The 16,223-nt window shown below is 73.4% G+C and carries 12 protein-coding genes; 3 read left to right on the top strand and 9 right to left on the bottom strand.

Translation table 11 applies throughout. The annotated features are described in order from the left end of the window. Positions 1 to 55 precede the first annotated feature (55 nt). The 5 genes from AB0J10_RS08590 to AB0J10_RS08570 all read right to left on the bottom strand — a co-directional run bounded on the left by AB0J10_RS08590 (position 56) and on the right by AB0J10_RS08570 (position 7,009). On the bottom strand, positions 56 to 961 hold the full coding sequence (locus AB0J10_RS08590; RefSeq protein WP_363059186.1) for a dihydrodipicolinate synthase family protein: 906 nt from the start codon (positions 959 to 961) through the stop codon (positions 56 to 58). A gap of 356 nt (positions 962 to 1,317) precedes the next feature. Beyond that, positions 1,318 to 2,922 carry an FAD-dependent oxidoreductase gene (locus AB0J10_RS08585; RefSeq protein ID WP_363059184.1) on the bottom strand — a complete coding sequence of 535 codons (1,605 nt, stop codon included), beginning with the start codon at positions 2,920 to 2,922 and terminating at the stop codon, positions 1,318 to 1,320. After that, on the bottom strand, positions 2,903 to 3,217 hold the full coding sequence (locus tag AB0J10_RS08580; protein ID WP_363059182.1) for a (2Fe-2S)-binding protein: 315 nt from the start codon (positions 3,215 to 3,217) through the stop codon (positions 2,903 to 2,905). Before AB0J10_RS08580 ends, AB0J10_RS08585 begins: the two co-directional genes overlap by 20 nt. Next, a complete protein-coding gene (locus AB0J10_RS08575; protein WP_363059180.1) occupies positions 3,214 to 4,389 on the bottom strand; it encodes an FAD-dependent oxidoreductase in 1,176 nt (391 codons plus the stop codon). Before AB0J10_RS08575 ends, AB0J10_RS08580 begins: the two co-directional genes overlap by 4 nt. A 70-nt stretch (positions 4,390 to 4,459) precedes the next feature. Next, positions 4,460 to 7,009, bottom strand: a complete 2,550-nt coding sequence (locus AB0J10_RS08570) for a collagenase (protein ID WP_363059178.1) — start codon at positions 7,007 to 7,009, stop codon at positions 4,460 to 4,462. Between the two features lie 45 nt (positions 7,010 to 7,054). Between AB0J10_RS08570 and AB0J10_RS08565 the strand changes: the two genes are divergently transcribed. Continuing rightward, on the top strand, positions 7,055 to 8,440 hold the full coding sequence (locus AB0J10_RS08565) for an aminopeptidase P family protein (protein WP_363059176.1): 1,386 nt from the start codon (positions 7,055 to 7,057) through the stop codon (positions 8,438 to 8,440). Between the two features lie 42 nt (positions 8,441 to 8,482). On the opposite strand, the gene AB0J10_RS08560 is transcribed toward AB0J10_RS08565, so the two are convergent. Both AB0J10_RS08560 and AB0J10_RS08555 read right to left on the bottom strand, forming a co-directional pair. Continuing rightward, positions 8,483 to 8,881 carry a RidA family protein gene (locus AB0J10_RS08560; protein WP_363059174.1) on the bottom strand — a complete coding sequence of 133 codons (399 nt, stop codon included), beginning with the start codon at positions 8,879 to 8,881 and terminating at the stop codon, positions 8,483 to 8,485. Next, complete coding sequence (locus AB0J10_RS08555; RefSeq protein WP_363059172.1) at positions 8,878 to 10,020, bottom strand: acyl-CoA dehydrogenase family protein; 1,143 nt, start codon at positions 10,018 to 10,020, stop codon at positions 8,878 to 8,880. Before AB0J10_RS08555 ends, AB0J10_RS08560 begins: the two co-directional genes overlap by 4 nt. A 145-nt stretch (positions 10,021 to 10,165) precedes the next feature. Between AB0J10_RS08555 and AB0J10_RS08550 the strand changes: the two genes are divergently transcribed. Both AB0J10_RS08550 and AB0J10_RS08545 read left to right on the top strand, forming a co-directional pair. Next, the gene (locus tag AB0J10_RS08550; protein ID WP_363059170.1) at positions 10,166 to 11,806 is read left to right on the top strand and encodes an AMP-binding protein; all 1,641 of its coding nucleotides are present in this window, start codon (positions 10,166 to 10,168) and stop codon (positions 11,804 to 11,806) included. A 4-nt stretch (positions 11,807 to 11,810) separates the two neighbouring features. Then, a complete protein-coding gene (locus AB0J10_RS08545; RefSeq protein WP_363059168.1) occupies positions 11,811 to 12,626 on the top strand; it encodes a PaaX family transcriptional regulator C-terminal domain-containing protein in 816 nt (271 codons plus the stop codon). Positions 12,627 to 12,860: 234 nt separating this feature from the next. Here AB0J10_RS08545 and AB0J10_RS08540 read toward each other — a convergent pair whose 3' ends face one another. Both AB0J10_RS08540 and AB0J10_RS08535 read right to left on the bottom strand, forming a co-directional pair. After that, a complete protein-coding gene (locus tag AB0J10_RS08540) occupies positions 12,861 to 15,356 on the bottom strand; it encodes a bifunctional salicylyl-CoA 5-hydroxylase/oxidoreductase (RefSeq protein WP_363059166.1) in 2,496 nt (831 codons plus the stop codon). Beyond that, a complete protein-coding gene (locus AB0J10_RS08535) occupies positions 15,353 to 16,180 on the bottom strand; it encodes an enoyl-CoA hydratase family protein (protein WP_363059164.1) in 828 nt (275 codons plus the stop codon). Before AB0J10_RS08535 ends, AB0J10_RS08540 begins: the two co-directional genes overlap by 4 nt. Between the last annotated feature and the right edge of the window lie 43 nt (positions 16,181 to 16,223).

The following is a 16,223-nucleotide window of genomic DNA, read 5'->3' as shown; positions in this document are numbered from 1 at the left end:
TCGCGTGTTGCGCGGTCTCGTGCCGTCCGGTCCGGTGCCGTCCGGCCGGTTCCGGCTAGTGGTGGCCCTCCGCGAGTGCCTTCCCGGTGGCGGCGCGGACGGCGGTCTCCTGATCGCCGGTCAGGGGTGAGCGGGGCGGGCGGGTCGGACCGCCGGGGCGTCCGGCAAGGTCCATGGAGAGCTTGATGGCTTGGACGAACTCGGTGCGGGAGTCCCAGCGCAGCAGGGGGTGCAGGGACCTGTAGAGCGGCAGTGCGGTGTCGAGGTCGCCGGCGACGGCGGCGCGGTAGAGCGTGGCGCAGGCTGCGGGAAGGGCGTTGGGGTATCCGGCGATCCAGCCGACCGCGCCGGCCAGGGCGAGTTCGAGCAGGACGTCGTCTGCTCCGATCAGCAGGTCGAGGCCCGGGGCGAGTTCGGCGATCTCGTAGGCGCGGCGGACGTCGCCGCTGAACTCCTTGACGGCGACGATGCTCTGCTCGCCGTGCAGCCGGGCGAGCAGATCGGGGGTGAGGTCGGTGCGGGTGTCGTAGGGATTGTTGTAGGCGACGACGGGCAGACCGGACCGGGCGACCTCGGCGTAGTGGGCGGCGACGGTGTTCGGGTCGGCGCGGTAGGCGTTGGGGGGAAGCAGGAGGACGGACCCGGCGCCGGCGTCGGCGGCCTGGTCGGCCCAGCGGCGGGCTTCGGCGCAACCGTACGCCGAGACGCCGGGCATCACACGGCTCCCGTCGCCCGCCGCCTCGACGGCGGTGCGGACGACACGGGCGCGTTCGTCGTCGGTGAGTGTCTGGTACTCGCCGAGGGAGCCGTTGGGCACGACGCCGTCGCAGCCGTTCCCGATCAGCCAGGCGACATGGGCGGCGTAGGCGTCGTAGTCGACGGAGAGGTCGTCGCGCAGGGGAAGGGCGGTGGCGACCATGATGCCGTGCCAGGGACGTGTGCGGCGAGGTGCGGATGCCATGGCGACTCCTAATGTGAGGTGTGACATTTTACTTATCGACGCTGCGGCGCCACAAGGGCGGGCCGCGGTGCGACGATGGCCTTCTGACGTGCCGTCGGGTGAGTTCGTGCCTGGCCCCCGGACGGCGGACGGCCGGGCTGCAGGGCCCTCGGTCCCGTCGGCTTCGGGACCGCCGGCTGCCGGCCCTCCTTTGCGGGCCGTCCGCCGGGTGCCGCCCACTGCGGGCCGCCGGCTGCCGGCCGTCGCTTCCCGGGGGCCGCCGGCCGGGCCCCTCGGCCGGCGCGGCCACCGACGGGCCCCGGCGGACGGCGTTCCTCCCGACCGACCGCCGTCGCGGGTGCCGTTCCGTTCCCCGGTCAGCGGTCCGCCGGGGCGTGCGGATCGGACGGGTCCGCCCGGCCCGCGTGGGCGGACGGACCGTCGCCGGACAGACCGGCGAGGTGGGCGAGCGGTACGGGGCAGGACAGGGGCCTCCGGTCGGCAGCGGGACCTCCGCCGGCCAGGCGGGCGACCGCGGGTCCGCACATGCGCCCCTGGCACCAGCCCATTCCGGCGCGGGTGAGCAGTTTGACCGTGCGGGTGTCGTGCGCACCGAGTTCACCGGCCGCCTGCCTGATCGCCCCGGCCGTGACCTCCTCGCAGCGGCACACGTGCGTGCCGTCGTCGAGCCATGCGGTCCAGCCCTCGCCCGGCCGGTGCACGGTGGCCATCGTGTCGGCGAAGACCCGCAGCCGGTCGCGGCGCCCGCGCAGGACCGCCGCCCGCGGCGGCAGCGGGATGCCGCGCAGGGCGCGGGCGACCGAGCGGGCGGCCAGCTCGCCCTCGGCCAGGGCGAGTTCGGCGCCACCGATCCCGCCGGTCTCCCCAGCCGACCAGACGCCCGCCACGGAGGTGCGCTGTTCGCCGTCGAGCGCGAGGGCGGGGGTGCCGTCAGTCGTGCGGCTGGTGGCACAGCCCAGTCCGGTGGCGAGTTCGAGCTGGGGGACGAGTCCGTGGCCGGTGGCGAGGGCGTCGCAGAGGATGCGGCGGGCGCTGCCCGGCACGGGCCGCCAGTCGCGGTCGAGCCGTTCGACCGTCACTGCCTCGACCCGGGAGGTGCCGTGGGCGGCGGTGACCGCGTGGCGGGTGAGGACCCGTACGCCGTGCCGGAGCAGCGTGGCGCCGTGCGCGGCCCCTTCGGCGAGTTTGCCGGGGTTGCGCAGCAGGGCGGCCGGCCGGCGTGCATAGGCGCGGTAGGCGGCGGCCTCGACGACCGCGGGCACGGCGGCACCGGCGGATGAGAGTGCCGCGGCGACGGCGAGCAGCAGTGGGCCGCTGCCGGCGACGACGGTCCTGCGGCCGGGGAGGACGAGTCCCGACTTGAGCATGGCCTGGGCCCCGCCGGCGCCGACGACGCCGGGAAGGGTCCATCCGGGGAAGGGCAGTTGGCGTTCGTGGGCTCCGGTGGCGAGGAGGACGGTGCGGGCCCGGACGGTGACGGGTCTCTCGTCCCCGTCTCCGTGGGCGTCCTGATCGCCTCCCTCCGGGCCCCGGCCCGCGCCGGCGCCGTCGCCTGCGACGGCGTGCAGTCTCCAGGCCGGGGCCGGGGCTGCGACCGGGGAGGACTCCCCTGTCTCCGCCGGCTGTTCGGGCAGGACGCTCCACACATGGTGGCCGGGCAGGTACCGGAGGCGGCCGGCGGCGGCGTGGGCCCGCAGCAGGCGTTCGAGGCGGGCGAACGTCTGCCAGCGGTGGTGCAGCGCCTGGGGTCGGGCGGCGCGGAGGCCGGGCGCGGGGTGGCGGTAGTACTGGCCACCGGGGTGTTCGGCCGCGTCGAGGAGCGTCACGCGCAGTCCGAGGCCGGCGGCGGTGACGGCGGCCGCGAGCCCGGCCGGGCCGGCGCCGACGACGGCGAGGTCGCAGGGCGTGTCACCACGGGCGGCACCGGGGGGTGTGCCGGGTTCAGACGGCGAGGTCGTCATGGCCGGTCCCCTTCTGTGTGGTGATCACGTCGCCCGGGCGGGCGGGGACGAGACAGGCGCGGCGGTTGGGGCGGCCGTTGACGGTGGCGAGGCAGTCGAAGCAGGTGCCGATCCCGCAGAAGGCGCCCCTGGGGGAGCCGCCTTCGCGGGTGGTGCGCCAGGTGAGGATCCCGGCGGCCCAGAGCGCTGCGGCGACGCTCTGCCCGGGCAGGGCGGGGACGGGGAGCCCGTCGAAGGTGATCTCGTACGGAGGGCCGGGTTCGGCGCGGACGAGCCGGGCCGGGGTGGTGGTCACTGCGCTGCTCCTGCCTGGTCGAATCGTTCGGGCCGGAACGGGGTCGGGTCCAGGGCCGGCCTGTCGCCGGCCAGTGCGGCGGCGACGAGGAGCCCGGTGGCGGGGGCGAGGCCGATGCCCGCGCCCTCGTGGCCGCACGCGTGGAACAGTCCGGGGGCCCGCGGGTCGGGGCCGATGGCGGGGAGGTGGTCGGGGAGGTAGGGGCGGAATCCGTGGTAGGCGCGGATGACGCGGACACCGGCGAGAACGGGGAACAGGGCGGCGGCCTGGCGGGCCAGCCTGCGGAGGGCTTCGGCGGACAGGGCTCGGTCGAAGCCGACACGTTCGCGGGTGGCGCCGACCAGGACCGGTCCTGCGGGGGTGCCCTCGACGACGGCGGAGGACTGGAGGGCCGCGGAGCCGCTGGCGACGTCGGAGATGTAGTCGGCGGCGTAGACCTTGTGGCGGACGACGCGCGGCAGGGGTTCGGTGACGAGGACGAAGCCTCGGCGCGGGTGGACGGGCAGATGGGTGCCGGCGAGGCGGGCGAGGTCGCCGGCCCAGGTACCGGTGGCATTGACGACGGCGGGGGCGTGGAGTTCGCGTTGGGGTGTGCGGACGCCGCGCAGGGTGCCGTCGGGGTGGGTGAGCACCGCGGTGACCTGTTCGCCGAGGTGGACGGTGGCGCCCGACCGCCGGGCCGAGGCGAGGAGTTGGGCGGCGGCGCGGGCGGGCTGGACCTGGGCGTCCTGGGGGTAGTGGAAGCCGCCTGCGAGGCCGGGGGCCAGATGGGGTTCCAGGTCGCGGAGGGCGTGGGAGGGGACTTCGTGTGTCTCGACGCCGGCTTCGCGCTGGGCTCCGGCGAATCGGCGGAGTGCGGTGAGGGCGGTCTCGTCGGGCGCGACGACGAGACCGCCTTTGGGCTCGTACTCCGTCTCCGGTGGGAGGACGTCGGCGAGTTCGCGCCACAGCCGGGTGGACAGCAGCGCGAGGTCGAGTTCGGGGCCCGCCTCCTTGTCGGAGACGAGGAGATTGCCTTCCCCGGCGCCGGTGGTGCCTCCCGCGACGGAGCCGCGGTCGACGACCGCGACGACAAGGCCGGCGCGGCTCGCGTAGTGGGCGCAGGCCGCTCCGACGACGCCGGCGCCGACGATGACGGCGTCCAGGGGACCGCGAGGGTTTCCGGTGGGCACGGCAGTAATATGTCACATTGCCATGTTGCCGGGGAAGGGAATCGAGCGAACGGGTCCGTCCCCGCCCGGCTCAGCTGCGCAAGGGTCCCTCGCAGCGGTAAGTGGACGTGCCGGCCCGCCCGTTGGTCCAGATCTCGACCGGCCCGAAGGAGCAGTTCATGTCGGCGAGATTGGTGGAGGCCGCTCCGGCGCGGTCGAGGATGAAGTAGTCGACCGTCTCGGACATGTCCTTGAAGACGAGGTCCGGGGAGGCGGAGTCGGTGAGGTTGGCGGTGATCCGGCCGGTGCAGGTGTAGCGCCGCTTTCCGGGGTCGCCGTTGTCCGCGCAGACGGGCTGGGACTGGGTGGCGGCGACGAAGGAAGCGCGGACCGCTTCGGCTGAGGCGTCCCTGAGCCGGTCGTTGGGGATGTAGGTGGTGTCGGGCACGAACAGCTCGTCGACCTTGGCGATCTGAGCGTCGAGGAAGGCGTCGTAGGCGCGCTGGAGCGCCGGGTCTCCGCCGAGTCGGCTGCGCCAGGCGTCGAAGCCAGCGGGGTCGTCCGCCCGGAGCAGACCGTACATCTCCCTGAGCAGTGAGGGCCGTTCGGTCCACAGGAACTCGAAGAAGGTGCCCGCGTAGTCGTAGAAGCGGAAGCCGTCTCCGTCGTAGGTGGCGTGGAGGAGCCGGTTCACGGTCATCCGGGGGCCGCCGGCGGCGGTGTCGTCGATGACCCCCTGGACGAGGGACCTGCGGACGGCTATGCCGTCGTCGCGGGTGGCGCCGTCGAAGAACTCCGCCGTGCCCTCGTCCATGGCGGTGGTGCGGTCGCCGCTGTACCAGGGGCCTTCGCCGAAGTACCCGGGCACGGCCCAGCGGCCGTTGAGGTAGTGGACGTACTCGTGCCGGAAGAGCTCCTCGAGGGTGAGGGAGGAGTCCTGCGGGACCCTGCGCTGGTAGGTGTAGAACGTGGCGCCGCGTTCGATGTAGATGCCGCCGTTCCCGGTGCCCATGCCGGTGAGGATCGGGTGGTAGACCTCGTAGTCGGCGCGGGAGGCGTAGAGCACGATGTTCAGTGAGGTGTTGGTATCGCCGGCGAGCGGGTCCTCGGCGCCGAGGACCCGGTGGAACTGCGCCTTCACCTGCTTGCTCGCGTAGTAGAGCTGGTCGACGGTGGCACGGTCGAGGCCGGTGCGGACCTTGATGGCGCCGTTGTCGTAGGTGAAGGCGTTGGGGAAGATCTGCCGCTCGATGTCGTCCTTGCAGACCGCGTAGGGTCTGCACGCTCCGTAGAAGTTGAGCCAGGAGACGAGCGAGGCCCAGGGGCGGCTGCCGTGGCCGAAGTTGGCGCGGGTGACGGGCAGCAGGGCGCCCAGGTCGGGGACGATCCCGGCGTGGAGCGGGGCGACCTGGCCGAATCGGCCGTACTCGCTCAGCGCGTCGCGCACGATCCACTCGTTGACGGTGCCCTTGAGATGGGTGTGGCCGGCGAAGGCCCGGAAGGCGGCGCGGTACGAGACGTTCCCGGTGACGGCGTTGTGGAACGCGGTGTCCTTGTTGCCCGGGTAGACGCCGAGGTAGTTGACGGAGAGGGCGGCGAGTGCCGCACCGCCCCAGGAGGCGTCGTCGTACTGGCCCTTGTGGTACTCGTCCATCGTGGCGAGAACCTTCTTGATCAGCCCGAGCCCGCCGTGCCGCAGGCCGGGGGCGCTGGCGGTGTAGAGCGCCTCCCGGAGGGTCTCGGCGTTGGTGCGGGTGACGTCGAAGGTGCGGGCGGCCGTGCCGAAGTCGTTGACCGCGCGTCGCAGGACTTCGGTGGTCGGGATGTCGGTGATGTCGATCTCGGGGCGCGAGAAGTCGTGGTAGGCGACGGCGTGGAGAAAGGTGAACATCTCCAGCAGGTGGCTGCCGTTGGTGCCGTTGTGCGTGGCGGCGAGTGAGGATATGCGCCGGCCCACGGCCTGGACGTGGGCGTCGGACATGACCGGGGCGAGGCGTGGGTCCCAGTTCCAGATGAGTCCTGAGAGGCAGCCGTCGGCTGTGACGGCGGGGTCGGCGAGGAAGTCGGCGAGCTGCCGGGGGCCGAGGCGGGTGAGGCCGTCGAGGGTGCAGGGGACGCCGGCGGCGGTGCGGGGGGTGTCGCCCCGCACCGTGCCGGTGTGTGCGGTGCCGTTGTCCCGGCGGCCCGGGGTGCGGCCCTGGACCAGGTCTCCCGGAGCGGGGGCGGGGGCTGCGACGGGTTTGGGGGCGCGCGCGAGGCGGTCGACCTCGTCATGGGGGTTCGCGCCGTGGCGGTCGGGCGCGGTGGGCGCGGGACGGCCGGTGGAGGCGGCGGGCGCGGGACGGGCGGCACCGCCGCCGGGTACGGCGGCGCCGGCGTTCGCGGCCTGGCCGATTGGAGCGAGGAGGGCGACGGCGACCGCTGCGGCGAGCAGCGGTCTGCGCGGGGATCCGTGCAGCGTGGGTCGAGGCTGGGACACCGGTGTCTCCTGTGTGGGAGGTGGCTGGGGGTGAGTCAGCGGTGCGGTGGTCACGAACTCCGTTGGGATGCGCGGGGATTGGCCGCGTTCGGAGCAGCGCGATGTGACCCGTAACATAGTAATGTGAAATTGCACTGACAACCCCTCAGTACCGTTCCGCATGCGCGGATTCGAGGATTGACGAATTCCAGGACTCGAGGAGTCGAGATGGCCGGCAGTGACCCCGTCCCCCAGCGCCTCCGCACCGGCAGCCATGACCTGCCGGTTTCCGCGGAGTTGGCGGCGTTCATGACCGAGAACTGGGCGGAGGGCACGCTGCCCGCCGATGCGCGCGTCGCGGCGCGTGACATGACGCCGGCGCGGCGGGCCCGGCTCTCGGCCCGCTTCCCCGGTGAGCGGCTGCTGGTTCCGGCCGGGGAGGTGAAGGTCCGCTCCAACGACTGCGACCACCGTTTCCGTCCGCACAGCGCATACGCCTGGCTGACGGGGCTGACCGGAGAGGACCAGCACGGCCATGTGCTGGTCCTGGAGCCGTCGGGTCCGGGCGGCGGGCACGAGGCCGTGCTGTACATCCGCCCCCGGCCGGTGCGGGCCACCGGCGACGACACGTTCTACCGGGACCGCCGGTACGGGGAGTTCTGGGTGGGCCGGCGGCCCGACCTGGCCGAGGCCGAGCGGTTGACGGGGATCCGCTGCGTCCATCTCGACGATCTCGGCCTGCTGCCGCCCGGCCGCGACGCCGCGTCCGATCCCGCGCTCGCCGCGGCCCTCTCCGAGCTCCGGCTGGTCAAGGACCTCTGGGAGATCGGTGAGTTGCAGCGCGCCGTCGACCACACGGTGGCCGGTTTCGAGGACGTCGTCCGTGCGCTGCCGCGTGCGCTCGCCCATCCGCGCGGTGAGCGGCTGGTCGAGGGGGTATTCGGGCTGCGGGCCCGACTGGAGGGCAACGGCACGGGCTACGAGACCATCGCCGCGTCGGGCGCGCACGCGTGTGTGCTCCACTGGACCCGCAACGACGGCCCTCTCGACCCTTCGGAGTTGCTGCTGCTCGACGCGGGCGTCGAGACGGACACTCTCCACACGGCGGACGTCACCCGCACCCTGCCGCTGTCCGGCCGCTTCTCACCCGTGCAGCGGCGGGTGTACGAACTCGTCCTCGCCGCGCAGGAGGCGGGCATGGCGGCGCTGCGGCCGGGGGCGCGGTTCCGTGAATTCCACCGGGCATGCATGGGCGTGATCGCCGAGGGCCTGGAGGACTGGGGCGTGCTGAAGGGCCGGGAGGGCGACCTCCACCGCCGGTACACGCTGTGCAGCAGCGGCCACATGCTGGGGCTCGACGTCCACGACTGCGCCCGGGCGCGTGCCGAGGCGTATCTCGACGGGGTTCTGGAGGAGGGGCAGGTGCTGACGGTGGAGCCGGGTCTGTACTTCCAGCCCGACGACGGGACGCTGCCCCCTGAGTTGCGTGGGATCGGGGTGCGCATCGAGGACGATCTGGTGGTGACGGCGGACGGGGCTCGGCTGATGTCGGGGGCGCTGCCTCGGGTGCCGGAGGCCGTCGAGGAGTGGATGGGTTCGCTGCTGGAGGGCTGACACCGGGCGGGCCGTGTGTCGAGCGGGTCAGGGCAGGTCAGGTCAGGGCAGTACGGCGACTCCGTCGAGTTCGACGAGGGCTTGTTCGTCCCAGAGGCGCACGGCGCCGATGACCGCCATGGCGGGGTAGTCGCGGCCGGCGAGCCGGCGCCATACGCGCCCGAGTTCGCCGGCCTGGCGGCGGTAGTCGGCGACGTCGGTGGCGTACACGGTGACGCGGGCGAGGTCGTGGGGGGTGCCTCCGGCCGCGGCGAGGGCGGCGAGAAGGTTGGCGAGGGCTGTTTCGAACTGCTCGACGAGCCTGTCGCCGACGACCTTGCCGTCGGCGTCGAGTGCGGTCTGGCCGGCGAGGAAGACCAGGCGGGAGCCGGTGGCGGCGACGGCGTGGGAGAACCCGCCGGCGGGTGACAGCCCGGGCGGGTTGATCCGTTCGAGGCTCATCGGGTGGTCCCCTCGGCACTGGCGGCGGCGTACAGCTCCTTGGCGATGATGCCGCGCTGGACCTCGCTGGCGCCTTCGTAGATGCGTGGGGCGCGCACTTCCCGGTAGAGGTGTTCGAGCAGATGGCCGCGCTGGAGTGCACGTGCGCCGTGGAGTTGCACCGCTGTGTCGACGACGTACTGGGCGGTCTCGGTCGCGAACAGTTTCGCCATGGCGGAGCGGCGTGGCACGTCGGGGGCGCCGGCGTCGTGGGCGCAGGCGGCGGCGTGGACGAGGAGACGGGCCGCTTCGGTCCGGGTGGCCATGTCTGCCGCCTGGTGGGAGACGGCCTGGAGGTCCTTGAGGGGGCCGCCGAAGGCGTTGCGGTGTGCGGTGTGGTGGAGGGTGGCGTCGAGTGCGGCCTGGGCCATGCCGACGGCGAAGGCGCCGACGCTGGGCCGGAAGAGGTTGAGGGTGTCCATGGCGACCCGGAAGCCGGCGCCGGGGGTGCCGAGGACGTCGTCGGGGGTGACGGGGACGCCGTCGAAGGTGAGGGCGCCGATCGGGTGAGGGGAGAGCATGTCGAGGGGCCGGCCGGTGAGTCCTGGGCGGTCGGCGGGGACGAGGAAGGCGGTGATGCCGCGGGCGCCGGGGGCTTCGCCCGTGCGGGCGAAGACGGTGCAGAAGTCGGCCTCGGGGGCGTTGGAGATCCAGAGTTTCTCGCCGGTGAGGCGCCAGCCCGGGCCGTGCGGTTCGGCTGCGGCGTGGAGGGCGAGCGCGGCGGCGTCGGAGCCGGCGTCCGGCTCGCTGAGGGCGAAGGCGGCCACGGCGCGGCCTGCGGCGACGGCGGGCAGCCAGCGGTCGCGCTGGGCGGGGGTACCCGATCGGTGGAGCGGGTGTGCACCGAGACCCTGGAGGGCGAGGGCGGTCTCGGCCTCGGTGCAGCCGTGGGCGAGGGATTCGCGCATCAGGCAGAGGTCGAGTGCGCCGGCGGTGAAGAGCCTTGCCAGCAGGCCGAGTTCACCGAGTGCGGTGAGGAGCGGCCGGTTGACACGACCGGGTTCGCCCTTGTCGGCGAGCGGGCGCAGTCGTTCGGCGGCCAGGGTGCGCAGTTCGGCGCACCAGGCGGTCTGTGCCGGTTCGAGCGAGAATGCGGGCATCCGATTCCCCACTTCCTGCGGCCGGATGACGGGGCGGGTGGCGCGGTTGCGCGGCGGCCTCGGAAAGCAGGTTATCGCGAACCGTTGACTGTCGTCACCATCACGCTACGCTCGTTGCGCGACCCCACCACGACAAGGGGGCGAAATGGCGCTGACACCCTCGGCCGGCTCGGAGCTGACTCCTTCGGCTCATCACGACACGTTCGCGCGGGACCATCTGCCGCCGCCGGAGCAGTGGCCGCGGTTGCTGTTCGGGCTTCCGGAGCTTCGGTATCCGGAGCGGCTCAACTGCGGCGGGGAGTTGCTGGACGCCACGATCGAGCGCCACGGGGCCGACCGTCCGGCGTTCCGGGACGGCCAGGGCGGCGTCTGGACGTACGGGGAACTGCGTGAGCGGGTCGACCGGATCGCGCATGTGCTGACCGGCGAGCTGGGCGTGGTGCCCGGCAACCGGGTGCTGCTGCGGGGCCCGACGACGCCGTGGCTGGCCGCGTGCTGGCTCGCGGTGATGAAGGCGGGCGGGGTGGCCGTGACGGTACTCGCCCAACAGCGGGCCCGGGAGCTGGCCGTCATGTGTGACATCGCACAGGTGACGCATGCGCTGTGCGACGTCCGCTCCGTGGACGATCTGGTGAAGGCGGAGGTGCCCGGGCTGCGGGTCACCGTGTTCGGCGGGGACGGGCCCGACGATCTGCTGCGGCTGGCGGAGGGCGGTCCGGCCGTGTTCCGGGCGGTGGAAACGGCGGCGGACGACGTGGCGCTGATCGCGTTCACCAGCGGGACGACGGGCCGGCCGAAGGGGTGCATGCACTTCCACCGGGATGTGCTGGCCGTGGCCGACACGTTCTCGGCGCGGGTGCTGCGGCCGTCGACTGACGATGTGTTCGCGGGGAGCCCGCCGCTCGGTTTCACCTTCGGTCTGGGCGGTCTGGTGGTGTTCCCGCTGCGAGCGGGGGCGTCGGCGCTGCTGCTGGAACAGGCGGGACCGGGACAGTTGCTGCCTGCGATCGCCGAGCATCGGGTGTCGGTGCTGTTCACGGCACCGACGGCGTACCGGGTGATGCTGGACGGTGTGGGTGGCCACGATGTCTCCTCGCTGCGGCGCTGCGTGTCCGCCGGGGAGAACCTGCCGGCCGCGACCTGGCAGGCGTGGCGGGAGCGGACGGGGCTGCGGATCATCAACGGCATCGGGGCGACCGAGCTGCTGCACATCTTCATCTCGGCGGCGGACGGGGACATCCGGCCGGGGACGACGGGCGTTCCGGTCCCGGGCTGGGAGGCGCGGGTGGTGGACGGGGATTCCGGGGAGCCGGTGCCGGACGGTGAGCCGGGGCTGCTGGCGGTGCGGGGTCCGGTGGGCTGCCGCTATCTGTCGGATCGGCGGCAGGGCGTGTACGTGCGGAACGGCTGGAACCTGACGGGTGACACGTATGTACGGGAGCCGGACGGGTGGTTCCGGTACGTGGCCCGTGCAGACGACATGATCATCTCAGCCGGGTACAACATCGCGGGCCCGGAGGTGGAGGAGGCTCTGCTCGCGCATCCCGACGTGATGGAGGCGGCGGTGGTCGGCCGTGCCGACGAGCTGCGGGGCCAGATCGTCGCGGCGTACGTGGTGCTGCGGGACGGTGCCGCGCGGGACGAGGCGGGGGCGGAGGCGCTGCGGGAGTTCGTGAAGACGCGTCTGGTGCCGTACAAGTGTCCGCGGGCGATCGTCTTCATGGACGCGTTGCCGCGCACACCGACGGGGAAGCTGCAGCGGTTCAGGCTGCGGGGCCTAGAGTGATCACGTGGCCGAGCAGCACACTCCCCGTTCCCTGATCGTCACCCTGTACGGCGCGTACGGACGCGAGTCGGCGGGGCCGTTCGCGGTGGCGGAGCTGATCCGGCTGCTGGGGGCGGTGGGGGTGGACGCCCCTTCGGTGCGTTCGTCGGTGTCGCGGCTGAAGCGGCGGGGGCTGCTCGTCCCGCGGCGGACGGGGGCCGGGGCGGCGGGCTACGCCCTGTCGGCCGACGCCCGGCAGCTGCTGGACGACGGTGACGAGCGCATTTTCGGCAGCCGTGCGGCGTTGCTGTCGGACGGCTGGGTGCTGGCGGTGTTCTCGGTGCCGGAGGCGGAGCGGAACAAGCGGCATCTGCTGCGGTCGCGTCTGGGCCGGCTGGGGTTCGGCACGGCGGCGCCGGGGGTGTGGATCGCGCCGGCGCGTTTCTACGAGGAGACGCGTCACACGCTGCGGCGGCTGCATCTGGATCCGTACGTGGACCTGTTCCGGGGCGAGCATCTGGGGTTCGCGGCGACGGCAGAGGCGGTGGGTCGCTGGTGGGACCTGGCGGGGGTGGCCAAGCAGCACGAGGAGTTCCTGGACGCCCACGGTCCGGTGCTGCGGGCCTGGGAGTCGCGTGGGGCGACGCCGGCGGAGGAGGCGTACCGGGACTACCTCCTGGCGCTGGATTCGTGGCGCCGGCTTCCGTACGCGGATCCGGGGCTGCCGGCGGAGCTGTTGCCGGATGACTGGCCGGGCGGGCGTTCGGCGGAGGTGTTCTCGGGGTTGCACGAACGGCTGCGGGACGCGGGCGCGGGGTACGTCCGGAGCGACGGCGTGTGAGCGGTCCGCGGTTGCGGCGGTCCGGCGCCGTCGCCGGCCGGGTCCTGCACGGGCGGTGGTCCCGGCGGCCCTCGTCCGGCCGCGCCGGCGCAGGCGGGCGGCAGGGCGGCAGGGCGGCAGGGCGGCAGGGCGGCAGGGCGGCAGGGCGGCAGGGCGGCAGGCGAGCATGGTACGGCCGCCGCTTCTGGATCACGGTACGGCCGCCTGCTGTCGTTTCCGCCCCGGTCCGGTGCGTCACTGTGTCGGCGGCCCGGTGAGGGTGAGGCGCGGCTTCGGGGCGTCGGTGCGGCCGGTCGGGGGTGTGCGGCTGCCGGCCCGGTAGGGCGCGGGCCAGGTTGCGGCGTCCCCGGCGTAGCTCTGCTCGGCGGCGGCGTGGAGCGTCCAGTGGGGGTCGTACAGATGGGGCCTTGCCAGGGCGCAGAGATCGGTGCGCCCGGCGAGGAGGAGGGAGTTGACGTCGTCCCAGGAGGAGATCGCACCCACGGCGATGACGGGGACGCGGAGGGTGTTGCGGATGCGGTCGGCGTAGGGGGTCTGGTAGGAGCGGCCGTACTCGGGGCGTTCATCGGGCACGACCTGGCCGGTGGAGACGTCGATGGCGTCGGCGCCGTGGGCGGCGAAGGCGCGGGCGATCTCGACGGCGTCGTCGGCGGTGGTGCCTCCGGCGGCCCAGTCGGTGGCGGAGATCCGGACGGTCATGGGCCGGTCGTCGGGCCAGATGTCGCGCACGGTGTCGAAGACTTCGAGGGGGTAGCGGAGGCGGTGGGCGAGGCTGCCTCCGTAGGCGTCGGTGCGGTGGTTGGTGAGCGGGGAGAGGAAGCCGGAGAGGAGGTAGCCGTGGGCGCAGTGGAGTTCGAGGAGGTCGAATCCGCTGTCGGCGGCGCGGCGGGCGGCGGCGGCGAACTGGGCGCGGACGAGGGCCAGTCCGGCGCGGTCGAGCTGGTGCGGTGTCTGGTTGACGCCGGGCCGGTACGGGAGGGGTGAGGCGGCGACGAGGGGCCAGTTGCCGTCGGGCAGGGGCTGGTCGATGCCTTCCCACATGAGCCGGGTGGACCCCTTGCGGCCGGAGTGGCCGATCTGGACGCCGATGGCGGTGCCGGGTGCCTGCTCGTGGACGAAGTCGGTGACGCGGCGCCAGGCGGCGGTGTGGGCGTCGGTGTAGAGGCCGGCGCAGCCGGGGGTGATGCGGCCTTCGGCGCTGACGCAGACCATCTCGGTCATGACGAGTCCGGCTCCGCCGAGGGCCCGGGCGCCGAGGTGGACGAGGTGGAAGTCCCCGGGGTTGCCGTCGTTGGCGGAGTACATGTCCATGGGTGAGACCACCACGCGGTTGCGCAGGGTGAGTCCGCGCAGCCGCAGGGGCGTGAACATGGGCGGGGTGCCGGGCGGGCAGCCGAAGTCGTCCTCGACGGTGCGGGTGAAGGCGGGGTCGCGGAGCCTGAGGTTGTCGTGGGTGACGCGGCGGCTGCGGGTGAGGAGGTTGAAGGCGAACTGGCGGGGTGGCTGGTCGAGGTAGGTGGGGAGGTCCTCGAACCAGCGGAGGCTGGCGGCGGCGGCGCGCTGGGTGGATTCGACGACGGGGCGGCGTTCGGTCTCGTAGGCGGTGAGGGCGTCGGGGAGGCCGGGGTGTTCCTCGATGCAGGCGGCGAGGGCGAGGGCGTCCTCGACGGCGAGCTTGGTGCCGGAGCCGATGGAGAAGTGGGCGGTGTGCGCGGCGTCGCCGAGGAGGACGGTGTTGCCGTGGGACCAGCGTTCGTTGACGACGGTGCGGAAGGCGGTCCAGGCGGAGTTGTTGCCGCGGAGTGGGCGGCCGCCGAGGGTCTCGGCGAAGATCTTGGCGCAGCGTTCCGCTGACTGCTGCTCGTCGCATTCGTCGAGTCCGGCGGCGCGCCAGACCTCTTCGCGCATTTCGACGATGACGGTGGATGCTCCGGTCGTACGGGGTTCGCCGGGGTGTTCCGTCCGCGGGTGGGGGCGGGGTTCCGGGCGTTCGAAGGGGTAGGCGTGGAGCTGCATGACGCCGTGTTCGGTCTCGGCGATGTCGAAGCGGAAGGCGTCGAGGGCGAAGCCGGCGGCCAGCCAGATGTAGCGGCATCGGTGGGTGGTGATGCGTGGGCGGAAGACGTCGGCGTACGCGGTGCGGGTGGTGCTGTTGACGCCGTCGGCGGCGATGACGAGGTCGTGGTGGGCGGCGAGTGCGGCCGGGGGTGGGGCCGGGGTGCGGAAGCGCAGCTTCACGCCGAGTTCTCGGCAGCGGTCGTGGAGGACACGCAGGAGGGTGTGGCGGCCGAGTGCGGCGAATCCGTGTCCGCCGGAGGTGAGGGTGTGGCCGCGGTGGACGATGTCGATGTCGTCCCAGCGGACGAAGGCGCGCTGGAGTGCGCGGTGGACGGTGGGGTCGGCGTGTTCGATGCCGCCGAGTGTCTCGTCGGAGAGGACGACCCCGAAGCCGAAGGTGTCGTCGGGGGCGTTGCGTTCCCAGACGGTGATGTCGCGTGCGGGGTCGAGGCGTTTGAGGAGTGCGGCGGCGTAGAGGCCGCCGGGGCCGCCGCCGACGACGGCGACGCGCAGGGGGGCGCTCCGGGGTGGTGTGCGGTCGGGGCCCGGGGGGAGGCGGGGGGTGTCCGGAGCGCCGGGCGTGCCCGATGTGACCGATGAGCCCGAAGGTGGCGTACCGGTTGCGGTGCCGGACGAGAGCGGGGCGTCCGGGGCGCGGGGCGGCGGGGTCATCGTCCCTGCCAGTTCGGGGCGCGCTTCTCGGTGAAGGCGGCGTGGAACTCGGCGTAGTCCTCGCCGTTCATCAGCAGGGCCTGGGTGGCGGCGTCCAGTTCGACCGAGGCCGCGAGCGGCATGTCGAGTTCCGCGGTGAGCAGGGCCTTGGTCTGGGCGTGGGCGAGGGCGGGGCCGTCGGCGAGGCGGCGGGCGAGGTCGGCGGCGGCCTTGCCGGCCTGGCCCTCCTCGGTGAGTTCGCTGATGAGCCCGATGCGTTCGGCCTCCGCGGCGCGGACGGGTTCGCCGAGCATCAGCAGGCGGGTGGCGTGACCGAGGCCGACGACGCGGGGCAGGAGATACGCCGCCCCCATGTCCCCGCCGGAGAGCCCGACCCTGGTGAAGAGGAAGGAGAACCGGGCGGTGGGGTCGGCGACGCGGAAGTCGGCGGCGAGGGCGAGGACGGCCCCGGCGCCGGCGGCGACGCCGTGGACCGCGGCGATCACGGGGAACGGGCATTCACGCAGCGCGCGCACGACCTGGCCGGTCATCCGGTTGAAGTCGAGGAGCTGGGCGGTGTCCATGGCGAGGGTGGCACCGATGATGTCGTCGACGTCGCCGCCGGAGCAGAAGCCGCGGCCCTCACCGGCGAGGACCAGGGCGCGCACCGAGCGTTCCCGGGAGAGTTCCGCGAGGAGGTCGCGCAGGTCGGCGTAGGCGCCGAAGGTGAGCGCGTTGAGCTTCTCCGGTCGGTCGAGGGTGACGGTGGCGACGCCGTCCTGCCTGGTCAGGCGGATGTGGCGCCACTGCTCGGTACGGGGTGCGGAGCTGGGAAAGGGGCTCATGGACGTGTGGCCTCCTCGGTGGGCGCGTCTCGTCCCACGTCTG

The organism is Streptomyces sp. NPDC049887 (genome assembly GCF_040656535.1).
Classification (GTDB): domain Bacteria; phylum Actinomycetota; class Actinomycetes; order Streptomycetales; family Streptomycetaceae; genus Streptomyces.
Note: the sequence above shows the minus strand (reverse complement) of the source record. Positions and strands in the feature narration are given on the sequence as shown.

Bases quoted from the DNA above. Each gene is read 5' to 3' on its own strand.
- AB0J10_RS08535 (WP_363059164.1), bottom strand. From the start codon at position 16,180: ATGAGCCCCTTTCCCAGCTCCGCACCCCGTACCGAGCAGTGGCGCCAC.
- AB0J10_RS08590 (WP_363059186.1), bottom strand. From the start codon at position 961: ATGGCATCCGCACCTCGCCGCACACGTCCCTGGCACGGCATCATGGTC.
- AB0J10_RS08585 (WP_363059184.1), bottom strand. From the start codon at position 2,922: ATGACGACCTCGCCGTCTGAACCCGGCACACCCCCCGGTGCCGCCCGT.
- AB0J10_RS08570 (WP_363059178.1), bottom strand. From the start codon at position 7,009: ATGCGGAACGGTACTGAGGGGTTGTCAGTGCAATTTCACATTACTATG.
- AB0J10_RS08550 (WP_363059170.1), top strand. From the start codon at position 10,166: ATGGCGCTGACACCCTCGGCCGGCTCGGAGCTGACTCCTTCGGCTCAT.
- AB0J10_RS08565 (WP_363059176.1), top strand. From the start codon at position 7,055: ATGGCCGGCAGTGACCCCGTCCCCCAGCGCCTCCGCACCGGCAGCCAT.
- AB0J10_RS08560 (WP_363059174.1), bottom strand. From the start codon at position 8,881: ATGAGCCTCGAACGGATCAACCCGCCCGGGCTGTCACCCGCCGGCGGG.
- AB0J10_RS08540 (WP_363059166.1), bottom strand. From the start codon at position 15,356: ATGACCCCGCCGCCCCGCGCCCCGGACGCCCCGCTCTCGTCCGGCACC.
- AB0J10_RS08555 (WP_363059172.1), bottom strand. From the start codon at position 10,020: ATGCCCGCATTCTCGCTCGAACCGGCACAGACCGCCTGGTGCGCCGAA.